This window comes from Enterococcus sp. 7E2_DIV0204 (genome assembly GCF_002140855.1).
GTDB classification, from domain to species: Bacteria; Bacillota; Bacilli; order Lactobacillales; family Enterococcaceae; genus Enterococcus_L; species Enterococcus_L lemimoniae.
Window position 1 is genome coordinate 3,247,258 of record NZ_NGKY01000001.1, and the last position, 19,441, is coordinate 3,266,698.

The 19,441-nt window shown below is 36.2% G+C and carries 17 protein-coding genes and 1 other annotated feature; of the genes, 4 read left to right on the top strand and 13 right to left on the bottom strand.

The annotated features are described in order from the left end of the window. Positions 1 to 284: 284 nt before the first annotated feature. Both A5819_RS15125 and A5819_RS15130 read right to left on the bottom strand, forming a co-directional pair. Positions 285 to 854, bottom strand: coding sequence for a GNAT family N-acetyltransferase (locus A5819_RS15125; protein ID WP_086279566.1), 570 nt, complete (start codon positions 852 to 854; stop codon positions 285 to 287). Positions 855 to 966: 112 nt separating this feature from the next. Next, a complete protein-coding gene (locus A5819_RS15130) occupies positions 967 to 1,626 on the bottom strand; it encodes a hypothetical protein (protein ID WP_086279567.1) in 660 nt (219 codons plus the stop codon). 215 nt (positions 1,627 to 1,841) lie between these two features. Beyond that, positions 1,842 to 2,086, top strand: a binding site (T-box leader). Between the two features lie 70 nt (positions 2,087 to 2,156). On the opposite strand from A5819_RS15130, the gene A5819_RS15135 reads away from it, so the two are divergent. Together A5819_RS15135 and A5819_RS15140 are read left to right on the top strand one after the other, a co-directional pair. After that, complete coding sequence (locus tag A5819_RS15135) at positions 2,157 to 3,275, top strand: 5-methyltetrahydropteroyltriglutamate--homocysteine S-methyltransferase (protein ID WP_086279568.1); 1,119 nt, start codon at positions 2,157 to 2,159, stop codon at positions 3,273 to 3,275. Between the two features lie 19 nt (positions 3,276 to 3,294). Next, the gene (locus A5819_RS15140) at positions 3,295 to 4,416 is read left to right on the top strand and encodes a 5-methyltetrahydropteroyltriglutamate--homocysteine S-methyltransferase (protein ID WP_086279569.1); all 1,122 of its coding nucleotides are present in this window, start codon (positions 3,295 to 3,297) and stop codon (positions 4,414 to 4,416) included. Positions 4,417 to 4,745: 329 nt separating this feature from the next. On the opposite strand, the gene A5819_RS15145 is transcribed toward A5819_RS15140, so the two are convergent. Continuing rightward, entirely contained in the window at positions 4,746 to 5,690 is a 945-nt protein-coding gene (locus A5819_RS15145) for a PEP phosphonomutase (RefSeq protein WP_086279570.1), read from the bottom strand. A 179-nt stretch (positions 5,691 to 5,869) separates the two neighbouring features. Here A5819_RS15145 and efbA point away from each other — a divergent pair, with 179 nt between their 5' ends. After that, a complete protein-coding gene (efbA, locus tag A5819_RS15150) occupies positions 5,870 to 7,576 on the top strand; it encodes a fibronectin-binding protein EfbA (protein ID WP_086279571.1) in 1,707 nt (568 codons plus the stop codon). A gap of 13 nt (positions 7,577 to 7,589) precedes the next feature. Here the strand turns inward: efbA and A5819_RS15155 are convergent, their stop codons facing one another. Next, the gene (locus A5819_RS15155) at positions 7,590 to 9,404 is read right to left on the bottom strand and encodes a penicillin-binding transpeptidase domain-containing protein (RefSeq protein WP_086279572.1); all 1,815 of its coding nucleotides are present in this window, start codon (positions 9,402 to 9,404) and stop codon (positions 7,590 to 7,592) included. Positions 9,405 to 9,636: 232 nt separating this feature from the next. Beyond that, positions 9,637 to 11,085 carry a DEAD/DEAH box helicase gene (locus A5819_RS15160; protein WP_086279573.1) on the bottom strand — a complete coding sequence of 483 codons (1,449 nt, stop codon included), beginning with the start codon at positions 11,083 to 11,085 and terminating at the stop codon, positions 9,637 to 9,639. A gap of 251 nt (positions 11,086 to 11,336) precedes the next feature. Here A5819_RS15160 and A5819_RS15170 point away from each other — a divergent pair, with 251 nt between their 5' ends. Next, a complete protein-coding gene (locus A5819_RS15170) occupies positions 11,337 to 11,984 on the top strand; it encodes a DUF998 domain-containing protein (protein ID WP_086279575.1) in 648 nt (215 codons plus the stop codon). A gap of 50 nt (positions 11,985 to 12,034) precedes the next feature. On the opposite strand, the gene A5819_RS15175 is transcribed toward A5819_RS15170, so the two are convergent. The 8 genes from A5819_RS15175 to A5819_RS15210 form a co-directional block, all read right to left on the bottom strand. Next, positions 12,035 to 12,550 carry a YjbQ family protein gene (locus A5819_RS15175; RefSeq protein WP_086279576.1) on the bottom strand — a complete coding sequence of 172 codons (516 nt, stop codon included), beginning with the start codon at positions 12,548 to 12,550 and terminating at the stop codon, positions 12,035 to 12,037. Between the two features lie 3 nt (positions 12,551 to 12,553). Continuing rightward, positions 12,554 to 13,255, bottom strand: coding sequence for a triose-phosphate isomerase (locus A5819_RS15180; RefSeq protein ID WP_086279577.1), 702 nt, complete (start codon positions 13,253 to 13,255; stop codon positions 12,554 to 12,556). A 14-nt stretch (positions 13,256 to 13,269) separates the two neighbouring features. Next, complete coding sequence (locus A5819_RS15185) at positions 13,270 to 14,097, bottom strand: class II fructose-bisphosphate aldolase (RefSeq protein WP_086279578.1); 828 nt, start codon at positions 14,095 to 14,097, stop codon at positions 13,270 to 13,272. 11 nt (positions 14,098 to 14,108) lie between these two features. Continuing rightward, complete coding sequence (locus tag A5819_RS15190; RefSeq protein ID WP_086279579.1) at positions 14,109 to 14,393, bottom strand: PTS sugar transporter subunit IIB; 285 nt, start codon at positions 14,391 to 14,393, stop codon at positions 14,109 to 14,111. Between the two features lie 20 nt (positions 14,394 to 14,413). Next, complete coding sequence (locus tag A5819_RS15195) at positions 14,414 to 15,757, bottom strand: PTS galactitol transporter subunit IIC (protein WP_086279580.1); 1,344 nt, start codon at positions 15,755 to 15,757, stop codon at positions 14,414 to 14,416. A gap of 17 nt (positions 15,758 to 15,774) precedes the next feature. Next, positions 15,775 to 16,230, bottom strand: coding sequence for a PTS sugar transporter subunit IIA (locus A5819_RS15200; RefSeq protein WP_086279581.1), 456 nt, complete (start codon positions 16,228 to 16,230; stop codon positions 15,775 to 15,777). Positions 16,231 to 16,232: 2 nt separating this feature from the next. Then, positions 16,233 to 18,206, bottom strand: a complete 1,974-nt coding sequence (locus A5819_RS15205) for a transcription antiterminator (protein WP_086279582.1) — start codon at positions 18,204 to 18,206, stop codon at positions 16,233 to 16,235. A gap of 207 nt (positions 18,207 to 18,413) precedes the next feature. Next, complete coding sequence (locus A5819_RS15210; RefSeq protein ID WP_086279583.1) at positions 18,414 to 19,319, bottom strand: magnesium transporter CorA family protein; 906 nt, start codon at positions 19,317 to 19,319, stop codon at positions 18,414 to 18,416. Positions 19,320 to 19,441: the final 122 nt, after the last annotated feature.

Genomic DNA, 19,441 nt, shown 5'->3' on the forward strand with positions numbered 1-19,441 from the left:
AAAAACCGCATAGACTAACATCTGTGCGGTCAAAAATTCATCTTGAATATACCGACATAGATACAAAATTTAGAATTTGTCTTCTAAAGTTGTATCTATGAGAGTCTCATACATACAACTATCTACGCCAGTTTTGCCATGAATTATTCAATTGGTTGATTGGTTTTGACAGTTGGTTCATGTAATCACTCCTATAGTTTTGTAATAAAGTCAGTTTACACTATAAAGAATTTGTTCGTCAAGTCTAAAAATGTTTAAAGGAACGATTATTTTGAAATCTCTTTTTATATCGTATCTGTTTTTAGTCGTCTACGATAACTCCAACTATCTTTATTTTCTTTAAAAGGATAAAAGTTTAGACTAGTAAACATTTTCTGAGAGGCTTTATTCCAATTAAAAATTTCACTCACAGTAATATAGTTTCTCCCCAGTTTTTTTGCTTTATAAATAAAGTATTTCGTAACCCTTCGGCCAATATGACGATTGCGAAAGGCTTGATCGATCACGATCGCATAGTCATCATCTGCTAACCAAACATCCCCTATTATTTGCGGGTGCTCCCCATTGTTGTATTCTATATAATAGAGTAAGCCATGTTCATTTTGCCATTCATACATTTGCTGAATTTGTTTTTTTGTATAGGCAATCTTTGACCCAACTATATTGTGCATACTTTCAGGATCTTGATACCATTTTAAAGACTCCTGACGAAACTGATCAAAAGGGATCAAGCGAATCTCTTTGTTTACTCGCACTTTTTTTGATTGATTATGTTTGAAAGAGGACTCAGATTTAGGCTGAGTCCTCTTTCGTAATAAATCAGTCGCCAAAGTCCGCCACTTAAAAGTTGTCACGTTGATCACGTCTTACAGGGACACGCTGTAATCTAGGTTTTACTATAAAAAGTCCCACTAAAATGAATAGAATTAATTCTTTCATATCAAGTCCTTCTTTCTACTATTTGATTTATTGCGCTACTGAATCGGCTTCTGAAGATTGACCAACACCTTGCTCGTCTGTAGTTGTTTGAGTTGTTGCTGGCGCTTCAGAACTTGACGTCTTTGTTGCTGTTGCTGGTGGTTGAGCACTTTTTCCCACACTAGGTAATGGCAACTGATTTAAAGACGGGATAAGCATTGTTTTGATATCTAGACTTTTATCAATTGGAATCCTATTTTTTTCTTTACCATTTTCAAAGAAAATAATTGTTACGTCATCTTTTTTAATATTATATTTTTTTTCGATTTTCTCTGCATCATAAACGATTGGATAAATATAGATACTATGATTGAAATCTTTCATTTGTTTACTGTCCTTTAAGACATCAATGATTTGAGTAAAGGTCTCTCCGCTTGGTGTTGAAAACAAAACCGTCATCGCTGTTTTATCACTGATTTCCTTATCAGCCGTTTGACTGTCTAAATAGCTGGCTTTTTTCACTAGCTTATCTTCACTAACAAGGGATTTAATTTCTGATGCACGAATATGAGCCTGCATCCTTGGAATTGCTACAACTAAACTTATAATGGCTAAAATGATCACAGCCAAAATGATGGCAGCTAGTTTTTTTTGTCTATTTATGAGAGCAATAAAATCATCTTTAACATCAATAAAATTTTTCTTCATGTGTTCTCTCCTCTACAACTTATACTTTTATTATACTAGTAGTTTATTCCTTTGCCTAGTATAACAAATAAAGACTCTAAACTATTTAATAAAACAGAGCTTTATTTTCATTATACATTTATATAAACATAAAAAAACACGAATTATAAAAAACGAGAATCGGTTATTGACAAACGATATTCTCTAACCTATACTTTCATTAATGATGAATAAATTAAAAAACGATGAAAAGAAGAGTACTGTTTTTAGAGAATTGATGAGAGAGTCTCGGTAGCTGAAAAGAGATAATTTGAAAAAATGGGAAGATGGTCTTTTAGTGAATATTGGTCAACACTGCACAGCCAATATTGGGAGCGCCCATTACAGCGTCAAGGTATAGATGCATGATCTGTACCTACAGAGGAAAATCTTGTAAGAGATTTTTGAATTAAAGGTGGTAACACGCTCAGTCGTCCTTTACTTTTGCAAAAAAGTATTGGGCTTTTTTTGTACTTTTTTATTAAATCTAACTAAAAAATGGAGGAAAAATTATGTCTAATAACAACCAAAAAATCCCTTATCGCTACGATATTGTTGGAAGCTTTCTGCGACCCGAAGCCTTAAAGAATGCGCGAGCTGCATTTGCTGATGATTCGATTTCCAAAGATGCATTAATTGAAGTAGAAGACCAAACCATTATCGAGTTGATTGAAAAACAAAAAGCAATCGGACTTCATGCTGTAACCGATGGTGAATTTCGGCGACGTTGGTGGCATTTAGATTTTATTGCAGGCTTGAATGGTATTACTGTTTACGATTTTCAAACCACGGCTTTTGGCATAACAACAGATGCTCAAGGAACATATGTTAGTGGACCATTGTCTTTTTCAACCACTCATCCTTTTCTTGACCATTTCCGCTTCACACAAAAACATGCAGCACCAGCATTAGCTAAACAAACAATTCCTGGTCCTAACATGATTTTCCTAGATTCTCTGATTTTATCAAAACAATATAACGAAAACCCTATTTATATTTCTTTAGAAACGTTCAAACAAGATTTGATCAAGACCTATCAAGATGCAATCCAAGCCTTTTACGATGCTGGCTGTCGCTACTTGCAATTGGATGACACCAGTTGGGGCGGATTGTTTGACGAACGGTTCCGAGATCTAATTAAAAAGAATGGCATGGATGCAGATCAGCTACTAAATGATTTTCAAGAAGTAACTGAGAAATGTTTAGCGAATAAACCAGCGGACCTTGCCGTCACTTTCCATTTTTGTAAAGGAAATTTCCAATCTCATTGGCTTTATAACGGTTCTTACGAAAAAATTGCCAAAAACCTTTTTTCTATTAAGGCATTTGACGGCTTTTTCTTAGAATACGATGACGAACGTTCTGGTGATTTTGAGCCGCTCAAAGAACTAAAAGAACAACAAATCGTTTTAGGCTTGATCACAACAAAAAATGGCGAGTTGGAAGACCCTACTACAATCAGTGAACGAATCAAAGAAGCTAGTCAATATGTGCCGCTAGATCAAATTTGCCTATCGCCACAATGCGGCTTTGCTTCTACGCACGAAGGAAACCATTTAACTGAAGAAGATCAATGGAAAAAAATCGAACTTGTAAAAAACATTGCTGAAACCATTTGGCAAGATGCATAAAATAAAAGGAGGCAACACAATGACAACTATTAAGAAAATTCCATTTCGTTTCGATCAGGTTGGCAGTTTTTTGCGCCCTGATACCTTAAAAAAAGCCCGAGAAAATTTTTCAAATCAGACAATTTCTGCACAAGAATTAAAAGCTATCGAAGATCAAGCCATTATTGAGTTGATCGATCAACAAGTTGAAAATGGTTTAAAAGCTGTTACAGATGGAGAATTCCGTCGCAGTTGGTGGCATTTAGATTTTCTATGGGGGTTAAATGGTGTTGAACAAACAACACCTGAACATGGTTATCAATTTAACCAAGTTGAAACAAGAGCTGCCTCTTACCAAATTACAGATAAAGTAACATTTAACCCAGAACATCCTTTTTTTGAAGCTTTTACCTTTCTAAATGAACATACACCGGAAGGAATTCTTGCTAAAGCTACAATTCCTTCACCGACATTACTTTTTAATCGTAAAAGTGATACATTCACCTATGCAAGTTATACAGATGAAAATATCTTTATTGATGATTTAGCCAAAGCCTATCACCAAACGATTTTAAAGTTCTATGATTTAGGCTGTCGTTACCTACAGTTAGATGATACTTCTTGGGGTATGTATACCGGCTTCATTGAAAATGCTAAGACTGACGATGAAATCAAGCACTGGCAGCAACAATGTGTTGCAGGTGTTGCAGTCGTCAATCAGTTACTCCAAGACTTACCAAAAGATCTCACAATTACGATGCATGTTTGTCGCGGTAATTATAAATCAGACTGGGCAATTGCTGGTCCCTATGATCATGTTGCGCCGTATTTAGCGCAGTTAACGATTGATGGTTATTTCTTAGAATATGACGATAATCGTTCAGGCGGATTTGAGCCTTTGTCACAAATCTATAAAAATGATCCCGCAAAAAAAGTAGTGTTAGGACTCGTTACTTCTAAATTTCCTGAACTAGAATCAAAAGAAAGTTTAAGTAAACGAATCAATGAAGCGTCAGCTTATATCCCATTAGAAAATCTCTGTCTTTCACCTCAATGTGGTTTTGCTTCTACAGAAGAAGGCAATCATCTAACAGAAGATGAACAATGGGCGAAAGTAAGATTAGTCGTTGAGACCGCAAAACAAGTTTGGCAAGATGCATAATAAAAAGGCTAGGACAGAAGAATTCAGCCTCGAGAAATAAAGCGAGCAAGGTGTCTTTCAGACACCTTGTATTGTGCATCATCGAATCACCTCGTTCTTCGTGCCAAGTAGGTACTGTTTATCATCGAATTCTATTGTTCTTCGTGATTCACAGCAATTTACAACAATGTGATCGAAGCGTAGTGGCTGCTTCTGCGTCTATGGTTCTCGTTTCACTCCGATCCTCGAAGCATGGAGGACCGTTTGCTCCCGCCGTTTATTTGTATTTAGGGTGTGAAACAAAAGCAAACAAAAGTTTGTTTGCTTTTGTTTCACACCCTCTTTTCGTGTTATCTATTGACTGAGCGAGCCATCCGGTTGATCGTATGACGCATACCACGAATTGTTACGGACATTTCATAAATATTTTCTACTGGTGCAAGACCACCATAGCCTGCATCTCCAATATGTTGTATATCTACTCCACAGATTTTATTGGTTAAGGCAATTTGGCGAATCGTCTCTTTATCAGCACTCTCTTGACTCGTTCCAATTGCTGACATTGTTAGTAAATCATATTTTTTAGCAATCGCAACCGCTGCTTTCATATCTTCTTCTGCAAATCCTTGAATCGTTCCAACCGCTGGTAATAATAGAATATCTGCTCCCGCTTTTGCATAAGCTTCAACTGCTTCTGTCGAAACAACAGGTTCATCCGATCCGGCACTATGCATTTTGCCTGCGATCACCAGACCTGAAAAATTCTCTTTTGCCACCTTAACTGCTTTAGCAATCTCAGCATTCGTTACACCAGTTCCCGGGTTACCAGTTAAACAAATAAAATCGATACCCATTTTTTCAGCTTTTTGAATCGTTTCCTTTGAACTTGTGCGACCACTACTGATCGTTAGTTTTTCACTAAACATAGTAGATGTCTCATCAACAGGTTCTAAATTTACTCCAATCGGTCGTCCGACTAATTCTTTTAAAATCGGAATTGGATTGATTTTGTTGGTTTCTGGATTTTGCCAGTACCCCATAACTTCTTCTAAGGACATACCTGGAATTCCTTGCACGATTGGATTAAAGCAATCAAAGGCATTCAATAAAATCAAATCCGCTCCAAATGCCGCTGCAACCTCTGCATTACTAATATCCCCTGCTTGTGGTGATGCAACGACGACGTTTTCAGAAAGAATTGTACGCCCTTCACTCGCTTTGATTGACTGTTTCAATTCCTCTGCAGTCATTTTTGAGACTTCACTGTAACTTGCACTGATCAATCTTTTTACCATAATATCCCCCCTATAATGTTTCCCTCTTTTATTATACTAGAAAAAACAAGAAAGCGCAGTCATTTACAAATCAGATAAAACAATCTCTCATTCTCGAACTTTTATTTTCCACTTCCTTTATAATTAAAAAGAACTCCGTTATAATAGTACTATTATGTATATAGAATTGAGGGATGTTTATGTCATTTGATGGCGTATTTACTCATGGAATCGTCTCGGAATTATCTGAGGCATTAGTTACAGGTCGAATTTCAAAAATTCACCAGCCTTATGAAAATGAAATTGTTCTCGTTATTCGCACAAAAGGGAAAAATCATAAATTACTTTTATCAGCGCACCCAAGCTATGCACGAGTGCAGTTGACCGAAATCGCTTATGCCAATCCTGAGACACCACCGAACTTTGTCATGATGCTCCGTAAGTTTTTAGAAGGCGCAATATTAGAAGAGATTCATCAAATCGATAACGATCGGGTGATCCATTTTACTTTTACTAAAAGAGATGAATTAGGTGATTTACAGAATATCGTTTTAATCGTTGAATTGATGGGTCGGCATAGTACGATTGTTTTAATCAATAAAGAGAATGGTAAGATTTTAGATGCGATCAAACATATAGGGAGCTCTCAAAATAGTTATCGCTCTTTGCTTCCTGGTGTTGAATACATCGATCCACCCAAGCAAAATCAGCAAAATCCATTCTCAGCGTCTAAAGAAAAAGTCTTTGAGCTTCTGTCAACAACAAGCGAACTGAACGGAAAATACTTACAAAATAAATTTCAAGGTTTAGGAAAAGATACAGCTGATGAGTTAGCTTTCCGTCTAAATGAACGCTCAAATGAAAAAATGCTGGTCTGGCAATCCTTTTGGACCTCCCTAAAATCAGAACTTGCGCCAACATTAACCGTAACAGAAAAAAAAGAGTACTTTACACCATTACCTTACTTATCATTAAATGGAAAACAAGAAACATTTGAAACACTAAGCAAATTATTAGATGCCTTTTATGGCGGCAAAGCTGAAAAAGACCGTGTTAAACAACAAGGTGGCGAATTGATCCATAAAATCGAAAATGAACTAAAGCGGAATCAAAGCAAAGTAGTAAAACTTCAACAAACATTAGCTGATACAGAACATGCTGAAAATTACCGTCGAGATGGAGAACTATTGACCACCTTTATGGCTCAAGTGCCAAAAGGGGCTGAATTCGTTGAATTACCAAATTATTATGAAGAAGATCATTTATTAAAAATCAAGTTAAATCCAGCACTTACACCCAATCAAAATGCCCAAAAATATTTTCAAAAGTATCAAAAGCTAAAAAATGCGGTGAAAGTCGTTCATGGACAAATCGAGCAAGCGACACAAGAAATCAGCTACTTAGAATCAGTCTTGTCACAACTTGAGATTGCAGGTCCAATGGATATCGAGATGATTCGAGAAGAACTGCTTGAACAAGGTTATGTAAAAAAACGCGGGTCAAAAAAACAAAAACAACCAAAGAAAAGTAAACCAGAAGAATTTTATTCAAGTGCTGGCAACCTGATTCTTGTCGGTCGTAATAATCTGCAAAATGACCAGCTTACACTAAGAACAGCTAAAAAAACAGATATCTGGCTACATGCAAAAGACATCCCAGGCTCTCATGTAATCATTAAAGAGACCAACCCGTCAGAAGAAACCTTGATGGAAGCTGCGAATCTCGCCGCTTATTTTTCAAAATACCGTTTATCAGCCCAAGTACCTGTAGATTATGTCCAAGTCAAACACGTTCATAAACCCAATGGTGCAAAGCCTGGTTACGTAATTTACGAAAATCAAAAAACGATTTATGTTACGCCTAATGAAGAATTAGTGGAAACATTAAAAAAGAACAGACCTCATTAGAGGCCTGTTCTTTTTAATCACGAGCAACCATTGCCCGCTCTACTAATTTATTTGATACACCAGAAATAATCGTATTTGCTGAAACACCGTCTAAAACAGGTCGTTTAAGTGTCATATAAAAAATATATTTAGGATTCTCAGTTGGTGTAATCGTCACAACAGAGTGTAAGTATTCTTGCGTTTGATACGTGCCATTTTCAAAGAATTCTGCCGTCCCTGTTTTGGCTGAGACATTTAATCCTTCAATGGCATATTCTTTTCCCAAGCCATATTTAGGATCTACTGTGACATCTTTCATATAGTCCAATACCTTGCCAGCTGTTTCACTAGAAATCGGTGTTCCTACCACTTCTGGCTCAACAGCTGTCTCTTCCCCATTTTCTGAAACAACTTTACTGATAATGTTCGGTTTCAGCATTTTTCCACCATTAGCAATCGCAGTATAGGCTTGTAGCATTTGTAAATGAGTAACAGAGATTCCTTGCCCATAGGATGTCATAGCACGATCCACTGTTGTCTTATTTTGGATCTCACCAGCCGCTTCACCAGCTAAACCAAAATTCGTGCTTTTACCAAACCCAAACTTCTTAAGATACTCTTGCCATAAGTCAGGCATTCGTTCTTGAAGCGTCACCATCCCGACGTTACTCGACCAAGCCAAACCTTGTCTAAAGGTCATATTCCCTTCACCAACGCCATTATTCCAATCGTTGATCGTAGTATCATCCACTTTGATACTGCCTGAAGTAAACTGCTCGGTTTCATTGAATTTATTTTCTTCAATAGCACTGGCGACCATCATACTTTTCATGGTTGACCCTGGTTCATAGATATCTTCAACTAAAATATTGCTCCATCGAGCTGTGTTAGGATCATCTAAGCCTTTTTTGGTATCTAAGGCAAAAGTTGGCCGTTGAGAGGTTGCCAAGATGTTTCCGGTTTTAGCCTCCATCAAGGTGGCCGTAATATGTTCTGGTCGATATTTTTGTGCAGCATCATCTAGCAACTCTTCCAGATAAAATTGTAAATTACTATCTAGCGTAGTATAGATATCACTTCCGTTAACTCGTTTTTTCTCCTTAACACTACCAGGTTTTACATCTCCTAAAGCAGAATTTTTCTCATAACTTCTAGAACCATTCTTACCTGATAACTGATCATTGTAGGCCTCTTCAATCCCCATTACACCTTGTTCGTTGCCTTTGTCATCTTCTTGTGCATAACCAATAAAATAAGAAGCAAAATTCCCTACTTGGTACGCTCGTTTTTTTTCTTCTCTAAAATAGATACCTGATATTTTTTGTTTGTCTAATGCTTCTTGGATCGTTCTTTTAGTTTCAAAATCTAAATTTTTCCCGTTTGTTCCAAATTCAACTGTCATTACAGGTTCTCCCTCATCATTTACGCTGGGTTTTAATTGCTTTAACGTCATATTTTTATCTATTTTCACATATTTTTCAAAAATGTCCGCAATCGCTGTCCAATCTTTTTCTTGAACATATAATTTTTTTCCTTCTAAATCGGTGTAATTTTTATCCAAAATAGCATAAAGTGAAAACGCGCTTGAATCCTCAACCAACACATTGCCATCTTTATCAAAAATAGATCCCCGTTTTGCTTCAAGGGTTTCATGAACTTCATATAAATCCTTCGTTTTTTCAGAAAGATCGGTTCCAGCGACTTTCCCTGTAATCAAGATATACGAAAATCGGATCGTAAATAGTAAGAAAAGCAGAATCGTCAAAAATAAAACGATGATTCCCACTCGTTTTCGGTTTTTAGTTGTTGTTAGATTGTAGTGTTTGATCATATCTTTAAATTTTTTCATTCCAACTTATCTCCAATGAATTTTTTATATTATTTTCTCCATAAAAAGGAACATTTATAGATTGAAATTCTAATAATAATGTCTTTTCATTCTACCTCTTTTGTATATTATTTTTTTACTTTCAATGTATTTCTTAATCAAAAATTAGAGTCTTATTCTAACAAAAAAATATGGCTCCCAAGATACTCTCTGGGTCCATATTTTTTCTTTAAAATGACAGTACAAAAATGATTTATTTTTTTCTTGCCACGTGTACTTTTAATTGTTTTCCTTTAATTGTTCGTTCTTTCATCGCTTGGATCACAAGTTGACCTTTCCCATTCAAAATATCCACATAGGTCACATTTTCTTGGATTGTAATGATGCCAATATCTTCTGATGTGATTCCTTCAATTTTTGAAATAGTCCCTACAAAATCAAGCGCTCTTAGTTTCTTTTTCTTGCCACCATTGAAATAGACTTTTGTGATTTCTTCATTCACTCGTTTGGCTTTTTGGTGTTTTGGTTTTTGTTTTGTCGTTATTTTCGTATCGAAGGCTGTCTTACTTCTTGCAACTTGCTTGGCATTTGGTAAGGTGATTCGAGTCATAGCTAATTCCCCAAACGATTCAATCTCTCTTTTTAACGGTTCTTCCTTTGGTGTTACAAATGTCAACGCAAAACCTTCTTTTCCTGCACGACCTGTGCGTCCGACACGGTGGATATAACTTTCTTTTTCAAATGGAATATCTAGATTAATGACGTGCGTAATATTTTCAATGTCGATCCCACGGGCTGCCACGTCTGTTGCTACAAGGTAACGAAATTTAGCTTTTCTAAAAGCATCCATCACGTCAAAACGGTCTTCTTGCATCATCCCGCCATGTAATTTTCCGACTGGATAGCCTGCTCTAACTAAAAAGTCATAGGTATCGTTAACTTTTTCTTGCGTGTTAGCAAAGATGATACAGGTATCTGGATTTTCAACTATGGTGACAGCTTCTAGAGCTGCTAATTTTTGGTCTTCCGTTACATCTAAAAAAGCATGCTGAATTTTAGGGGTTGTTTTCTCTGTAGCAGCAATTTTTACTACAACAGGTTCCTGTAAGTAGGAGCTGCTCATTCGTTCAATTGTTTTCGGCATCGTTGCAGAAAATAATAAGGTATTTTTAGCAGCTGGTAGTGCATTGATGATTTCTTTTACTTGGTCGATAAACCCCATATTCAGCATCTCATCTGCTTCATCGATCACTAAACAATTGATTTTCTCAAGGGGAAGACTTCCCTTTAAGATGTGATCAAGCACTCGTCCAGGTGTCCCTACAACAATATGACTTTTCTGTTTTAATTCTGATTTTTGCTTCACGTAAGAAGCTTTTCCATATACTGCTGTTGCTTTGATACGCTTGTAACGCCCAATATTGATCAAGTCTTCTTGTACTTGCTGAGCTAACTCTCTAGTTGGTTCTAAGACCAAGACTTGAGGCTTATTTTCTGCCCAATCGACTTTTTCACAAAGCGGAATGCCAAAACTAGCTGTTTTCCCACTACCAGTTTGAGACTGAACTAAGACATCTTTACCATCCAAAACCGCTGGAATTACAGCTTGCTGGACAGGCGTAGGCCATTCATAGCCTAGATATGAGAGTGCGTTTACGATTACTTCACTCAATGGATAGTTGTTGAAATTTATTTTAGTCATTGTTTCCCCATTCTTCTAGTTTAGATTATTACCCAAAATAATTTTAACTAAACTTCCGTTTTTTACTTTTTAAACTCAGTTCCTTATTATCCACGAAAAGTTGCTGAACTGCAAGAGGTTGAATGATTCTTATTTCTCCAGATATGAAGTCAGGTTCTTTAATTGATATTAACTCTTTTTTTTTCTTAAAATGATCAGTCTGTAGTACAATTAAAGGAACATAGACGATTCTATATAAAGAAGGTTTACTCATGCAATTTTTAAAAAGATATGGTTTTAGTATTATGATCTTAGTAATCATCAGTGAAGTTACTTTTCCATTTATTTTTGCCCATTTCTATCCTAACTATAACCAAGTTACCCTATTAATCAGTGATTTTGGAGAAGATGGTAGCCCAGTAAAATTAGCTTTTAAAGTTTGGCAGCTAATTGATGGTTGTCTATTTCTCTTAGTAATTCCAAGCTTCTATGAACGGTTCAAAAGTACTTCCCAAACACTAACAATATGGTTGAGTATTAGCCTTGCTATCTTTTCCATCGGAGATTGCCTTGTAACAGTGCTATTTGATCGCACAACAAACGCCGCTCAAATAGACATTGAAGCGTTAATTCATGATTATTTATCTGGTGCTGGATTTATTGCACTACTGATGGCTACATTTTTTTTAATTAGACTTTATGCTTTAGAAAGCAGCCATTTATTCGTTCGGAAACTCATTTTTATTTTGATACTCTCAGCTTGTTTTATGTTTCTATATGCTGCGCCTAAAATCCCTATTATAAATCAGTTTCATATTCCTTATCGCGGACTTTGGCAGCGAGCCAATTTGTTTTTTCTCTATTTACCCTTCTTTCTTGTTGCCTTAAAGAATGTCCATTCTACAAAAAAAAGGCACTAATGATTTAGTATTTGACTAAAATCGTTAGTGAGCCTTTTTTCTTTTATATTTTATTCCCCGATAATCATCAACTGACACTTCCTATTACGCTTACGATTCTGATCAAAATCAATAAAATAGATATAGCCAACTGATCCTATTTGAAGTGTTGTTTCACTAATGATAAATGTTTCACTCGCTCCAAATAGTGAAGCACGAATATGAGCATCGCCATTTAGTATAGTCCCTGGATCACAGGGATAATTTGGATCATCCAATCCCATCAAAAATTCAAGATGCTTAGGTCCAGGATAGCGATAATTCGTTTCTTCAGATAATTCTCTAGGAACGATGTGATCCAAAATTCGATTCAGATCGACTTGTAAAAATTCATCTCCATTAAAATCTAAATCATGGACAAATTCTTCAAAAATCACAGAACAAGTCGTATGTGGTGACTGAACAACGCATAACCCATTCCTAATATTACTTTCTTTCACTGCTTGTCTTACGGATTCGGTGATATTGTGATAGCTTACACGTTGTCCGTTAGATGTTAAAACAAGATCCTTCTTATATGTTTTCATCAATTATAACTCCTTTGACTCTGCTCTGACAGCGACAACTTCTTCAATCATCTTTTGTAGTGTTTCTAGTGGCTCTGCCGCACAAACAATACCGCTAGTCCCACCTGTTCCATCTGCTCCGGATTCAATCGCTTGCCGTACATCAGAAACAGTACTGATTCCAGCAGCTTGAAGAACAAAGGTACTTGGAGAGACAGATTTCACTGCTTGATTGGTTTGTTTCATGTAAGAAAGGTCACTGACTGTACCTGTACCGATCAATTCTGTTGGTTCACAGACCATCACATCTGGTTTGAGCATGGCGATTGCTTGTGCTTCTGCAATTGAATCTGCACAAGCAATGACGAGTATCCCTTGTTCCTCAGCACGTTTCATGATCGCTACTAATTGATTGACACCAACTGGATGTTCTGCATGATTTAAAAACGTTGCCTGAACGCCCGCCGCAACGAGACCTTCTGGTAAAATATAGCCCATACCCGGCCCTACTGTTAATCCGTCCATGTGTTGAACAGTGATAATCAAGTGTTTTGTTGCCTTAGCGATCCGATAAGCATCAACATGCTGAACAGTGAAAAAAATATCTAGATCATACTTCTCAGCAAGTTCATCCGCTTTTTCTGCTAATTTTAAGGCGGCATCTCCATATAAATAAGCTTTAGGATTTACACAGAAAAATGGTGCGCGTATAGCTCTTTTAATCAAAATAATCACCTCTTTTATTTAGTCGAAAAAATGGTATAGTAATGCGCTAATGTTTCTTCTACAGCTCGATTTGCCATGATTTTCAATTGAAAATAGTCTTCCGGCTTTTCTTGTTCGATTGCCTTCATTGCAGCAGTGATAAAATCAGTAAAGATATTGATTTTACTGATTCCCTCAGTAGCACACCGATGTAAATTATCGTCTCCTGAAGAAGAACCGCCGTGTAAAACAAGTGGTGTTGTCACTGCTTTTTGAAGTTCTGCTAATCGTTCAAAACTGATTTTCGGTACCCCTTTATAAAAACCATGTGCGGTACCGATCGAAACGGCTAAAGAATCAACTTGCGTCTGTCCAACAAAGCTTACAGCATCAGCAACTTCTGTATAAATTGAATCGCTATGATCATGGTTCTCATAATTGACACCAGAACCTACAAAACCAATTTCAGCTTCAACCACTACGCCTCTTGCATGAGCATACTCTGCAATTGCTTTAGAGCGTCGGACGTTTTCAGCAAAAGGATCAAGAGACGCATCAATCATGACAGAGGTGAATCCTAGGTCGATTGCTTGTTTGATTACTTTTTCATCTTGCCCATGATCCAAATGCAATACTACTGGCACTGTTGCTTTTTCAGCTAAATAATGGCCAATCAACGCTGCTTCTTCAAGTGACATCATCTCCATGTGCGCTTGTGCAAACGCTAAGATCAACGGCTTATTCATCCGCTCAGCCACTGATACATAAGATCGAGCAGAATCTAAGTCGAAAAAATTTGCCGCTGGGATAGCAAATCCCTCTTGTTGTGCTTTAGTAAATAGTTCTTTTGATGTAACTAACAAAGCAATTCCTCCTATTCCTTGATTTTAGCTTCGATTTCTTGATACATTTCTTCTGTGCCCATTCCAGTCAGCAAGGGTAACCCCATGATGATTTTGTCTTTGATTTTATCTGGTACTACTGTTGTACTGACGATAATGTCATAATCATCGATACGGTTCATTTCATCCGCTACTTTTGACTGATAGAGTTTAACCTCGTTTTCATATCCTTTGGTTTTTAACCATTCTTTGACTTTATTTGTTACGATTGTCGATGTTGCAACTCCTGTGCCACACATGATCAACATTTTTTTCATTCTGATTACTTCCTTTCAGTTTATTTATTTTGTGCTACTTGTCTTTTTGGTAAAATTTTATTGACATAGATCATTCCTACTAAAACGACTCCGCCAATGATAGCTAAACCACCCCAACTTAATATTTTTGTTAAGCCAATGTACAGCCAGGTCGTCCATAAACCGCCTTCAGCAAGTGCTGTAATACTAGAATTCCCCTGTAAATCAAAGTTAGCGGCTTTAGCAGACATCGTTACCAGTGGTGCGACCCACGAAGTGATATACAAAATGCTGACGATATAAATTGAACCTGCAATAACCGTCCGGACAATATTTCCGGCAAAAACAGCTGCCATCAAACAAACTAAGAAAGGGATCGTTGCTAAATCACCAAATGGCAAGGTTGTGTTTCCTGGTAAAATTACTGCAAGTAAAATCGTAATTGGAACTAATAGCAAAGAAGAAGATAAAACAGCTGGATGTCCTACTGATAAAGCCGCATCCATCCCAATGTACAATTCTCTTCCTGGAAAGCGTTTTTTTACAAACTCATTGGCGGCTTCTGAAATTGGCGTTAAGCCTTCCATCAACAATGCGACCATTTTCGGCATCAAGACCATTACTGCACCTGTTTTTACAGCTAGTTGTCCTACTCCAGCAACATCATATCCTGCAAAAAGCCCAATCACCAAACCAATCAAAAAGCCCATTACAGTTGAGTCTCCAAAAATACCAAAACGCTTTTGAATTGTTTCAGGATCAGCTTTCCAATTTTTAATCCCAGGAATACGATCAAATAACCAATTCATCGGTATTGCGAAGATAAAACCAGGAGCGGCCGTACCATGAGGAAACGTTATGTTAGGAAAACCATAGAACTTCTTAACGATTGGTCCTAAAATATCCCCAAATAACAAAATCATCATCATATAAACAACCGTTGCGGCAATGCCCATTGCAAAATTTCCTGTTAATGCGTAGATTAACGAAGCAATAAATGCCCCATGCCAAAAATTCCATATGTCCACATTCAATGTTTTCGTCAACCCTAAAATAATCAGCACTACGTTTAATAAAACCCCAATAGGAATCGCTAAACTTCCTAAAACTGTTCCGTATGAAATTGCGGCAGCGGCTGGCCAACCAACATCGATCGTAGTTAAATTTAAGCCAAAACGTTCCACCATGGCTTGAGCTGCCGGACCTAAGCTTGTACTCAATAAATCAATCACCAGATTCAATCCAACAAAACCAACCCCAACCGTTAAAGCAGACGTGAATGCTTTACTCGGTTTTGTACCAAGAATCATTCCAAAAACAAAAATCAAAATCGGTAAAACAACAATTGCTCCTAAATCAACAAACCACTGTAATGCATCTAACATATCATTTCCCCCATTTCTTAGGCTAAGCCAACATGATGAATTATCTGAATAAATTCTGCTTTCGTTTGACACTGATATAAGCGCTCCATGATTGCTTGTTCTTGGATCATACTAATTAACTTTTGCAACATTTCTAATTGTTCATGAGGTTCTTTTAAAGCCAACATAAAAATCATATGAACGTTGACTGGCTTGTCATTGGTGCCCATTTCAAAAAAAGTAACTGGTTCTTTTAAAGACATAAAGGCAATTTGGGATTTTTTTACATACTCACTATCTGTGTGGGGTATGGCAACACCGATTGTGTGAACAGGCAGACCCGTCGGAAATTTTTCTTCTCTTTCAATAATATGTTCAAGAAAATCATTTGTAATAAACTGTTTAGCTCCTAATTGCTCTGTCAAACGTCGCAGAGCGTCATTTCTATCTTTTACTTCCACCTGAAATTCAGCAATTTCACTATCAAAATACATCTTCAACATTCCCTCCTGCTCAAACAACTCATTAATTCTTCGGTCTCTTTACTGTCGATAATTTTTTCAACTCTCTCTTTAGAATCGATCATGTCATATAAAACAGAAACTAAGTCTTTAGCGATCGTCATATCTTTTTCAGCAATAGCAATCATGACAATCAACCGAACCTGATTTACGCCCCAATCAACAGCTTTTTTAGTCGTCATAAAAGCTAGTCGTGTTTCTTTAACCGTCTCTGGTGCTCCATGAGGAATTGCTACACCACTGACAATACTAGTATTACCAAGCGCTTCTCTTTGTAAAATAGCTTCTTCAAACCCATCATTCACTAATCCTAAATCTTGGTATTGCTCAATTAAAAAGGTTAAAATTTCATCTTTTTTCTCAAACTCCTGATGTAAGAAGATTAAATTCCGGTCAATAAATCGTCCTAAAGAAACCGTTTTTATTTCTTTTGAATACGTAAATGTTTTTTCATTCTCGTTAATTGTGGATAAATAGCTTGCGATCATTGAAACCTCTTCAGCTGTAGGTAAAGCTGAAACATGAAGAATCGGGATTCCTGACAACTCGAGTGGAACCGCTGCTATGATCAAATCAACATCATCAATCGGATTACCCATTAATTGCTTTTCTGAAGCAATTTCTACAATAACGCTTGCAGGTAAGTTCTGTTTGATCCGATTAAAAATCAATTCTGATGTCGCTAAACCATTACCACAAACAATCAATACATGTTTAGTTAACTGAATTTTCTCAAAGGCAATTTGAAAATGAATCGTTAAAAAAGAAACTTCATCTTCGTTTAAGAATAAATTGTCATATTTTTCAAAGACAGCTGATGCGTATTGTGTGAGTGTAAACATCGTTGTATACTGCTTTTTGATATTTTCTTTAAGTGGGTTTCGCACATAGATATCATTTTTCAATCTATGAATCATTGGCATAATGTGAGCAAGCAACGAATGAAATAACTGTTCATCTTTATCCACTTTTACATCAAGTAAATGGGCCATCTCTTTGATCAGTGCACTGGTCATTTGGTGAATCTTTTCATCGACAGGCAGGTCGATCATCCCAGGAACAACACCGTGTGCTAATAATAATGAACATAAATATTGAATATCTGGTTTATAAAAAATGCAGTTCATTTCTTGATTCATTTCTTCAGAAAAATTTAGCGCAACCATATAAAGCTGCATTTTCTGCAAGTCTTTAAAAACAAATTCATTTTGCTCTTCTACATGATGTCCCGCTTTAAGTCGAGTCAAAAAGATCACTAAGGATAACTTTAACGAATAAACAAAGTAATCATTCAGAGTTTTCCCTGTATGCAGCATTATTTTTTCAATGAAACCGAATACATTTTGAATAATTGTTGGCTCAAAAATTTCTGAGAAAAATGGAAAACGATCATTTTGCCTTCTCTCTGCTTGCGGGTGGTATTTCTTGCTATAACGAACCAAATACTTTTTATAGACTTTTTGAATGCGCGTTTCCTCTTCAAACCTAGGTACGCTACGATTTTCTAATTTATTTAGTCCACTTTTATTTAAATAGTCTAAAACCTCGTCCATGTCTTTTTTGATTGATTGTTTACTAACTAAAAATCGTTTTGCATACACATCATAGGTTATTCTTTCATCAAAAAGTAGGATCTCAGATAGCATAATCAATTGTCGATACGCTGGTGAAAATACTTCATCTTCCAAAATAATGATACTTTCTTGTAACAGATATCCTTTGAGCCGTTCTTTTGCCGCTCTAGACCCTAATAAATATAGCCCTTTTCTTGGAACTCGATTGACCGTCAAGTCATTTTCTGCAAGATACTCTTCAATATTTTGTAAGTCATTATAAATCGTCTTATTCGATACTGATAATTCCTTACTGAAAAAACTTGTTGCTTGATACTCCTGTTGAAACAAGAGTAAGCGAATCAACTCATTTTCTCTTTTTGTCAGTTTGTTCATTTGCCACACCTCCGGAAAGCGCTTTCCATAATTGAAGTATACGAATAATTTGTCCGATAGTAAATTATCTTCTGCTTCCACATTAATGTGGAAGTGAGTATTTAGAAGGTTATTTTTTTATTTAGAACTATATGTTAAAGGAGCTGAAACAAAAGTAAAAATCACTTTTATTTCAGCTCCTAAGTAGGAATATACAGTTATGTCATGTTATTTTAAAATAAGTCGTAAAATAAAGGACAAGCCAAACCAACCAATCAAACTAATCCCGATCGCAATCACCCAGCCTAAAATATTATGTTCTAAAGGCAATGGCATATTCATCCCGAAAAAACCAGTGACGATTGTTGGTATCGTTAATAAAATAGAGAGAATCGTCAAAATTTTCATCGTATCATTTAGATTGTTATTCAAAATATTATTATAAGTACCTGATAATTGCTGCAGAACTTGGGAAGTTAACTGAGCCATTTCAACTAACTGTCTCGCTTCAATCTGTGTATCTTCCAATTGTTCCTTTTCAATATCATTTAGGTTTTGAAAAATCACATTCGTTTTTATTTGATCCAATAAAACGGCATTTTGCTTTGTCGCGGACATAAAGTACGCAACTCCTGTTTCAACATCTGATAAAGCCAGTAAATTTGTTTTAGTCGTTTTCTCTTTCAGCATAGTATTGATATGATTTCGCTCTCGATCCATTGCTTCGATTACAGGGAAAAATTTATCTGTAATAATAAATAAGCTAGAAAAAAGGAAATTAAAAATCGATACGTCTGTATTTTTTTCTAGATACATCTCCATATACTGAATAATATACATATTTTCACTGTTGGTTATGGTCAACATCCGTTTATCTTTGATCAAAAAGGTCATTGGGATCGCTTCGTAATGATTGTTACTCTTCCCTTTCCTGGGAACATTATAAATTAAAATAAAGGTTTCTAATTCGCTATCATATTCAATACGAGCCCGTTCATTTTTATCTAGGGCATACGAAATAATTTCAGTGTCAATCTCATATTGTTTATATAAATCAGAATCTGTTGCTACCTGATCTGAATTAATATTGATCCAAATATTTTCACCGTCAGCGAATTTCTTCTCTGTTATCATAAAAAAACCTCCATCTTTTAAAGACTAGATACGATACGTACCCAATGTACTTTGCCCTTTTTCACCCTGAATCTCAAGGGAATCTTTGAACAAGCCCCTTTAATGTAATTTAAAAAAAATAG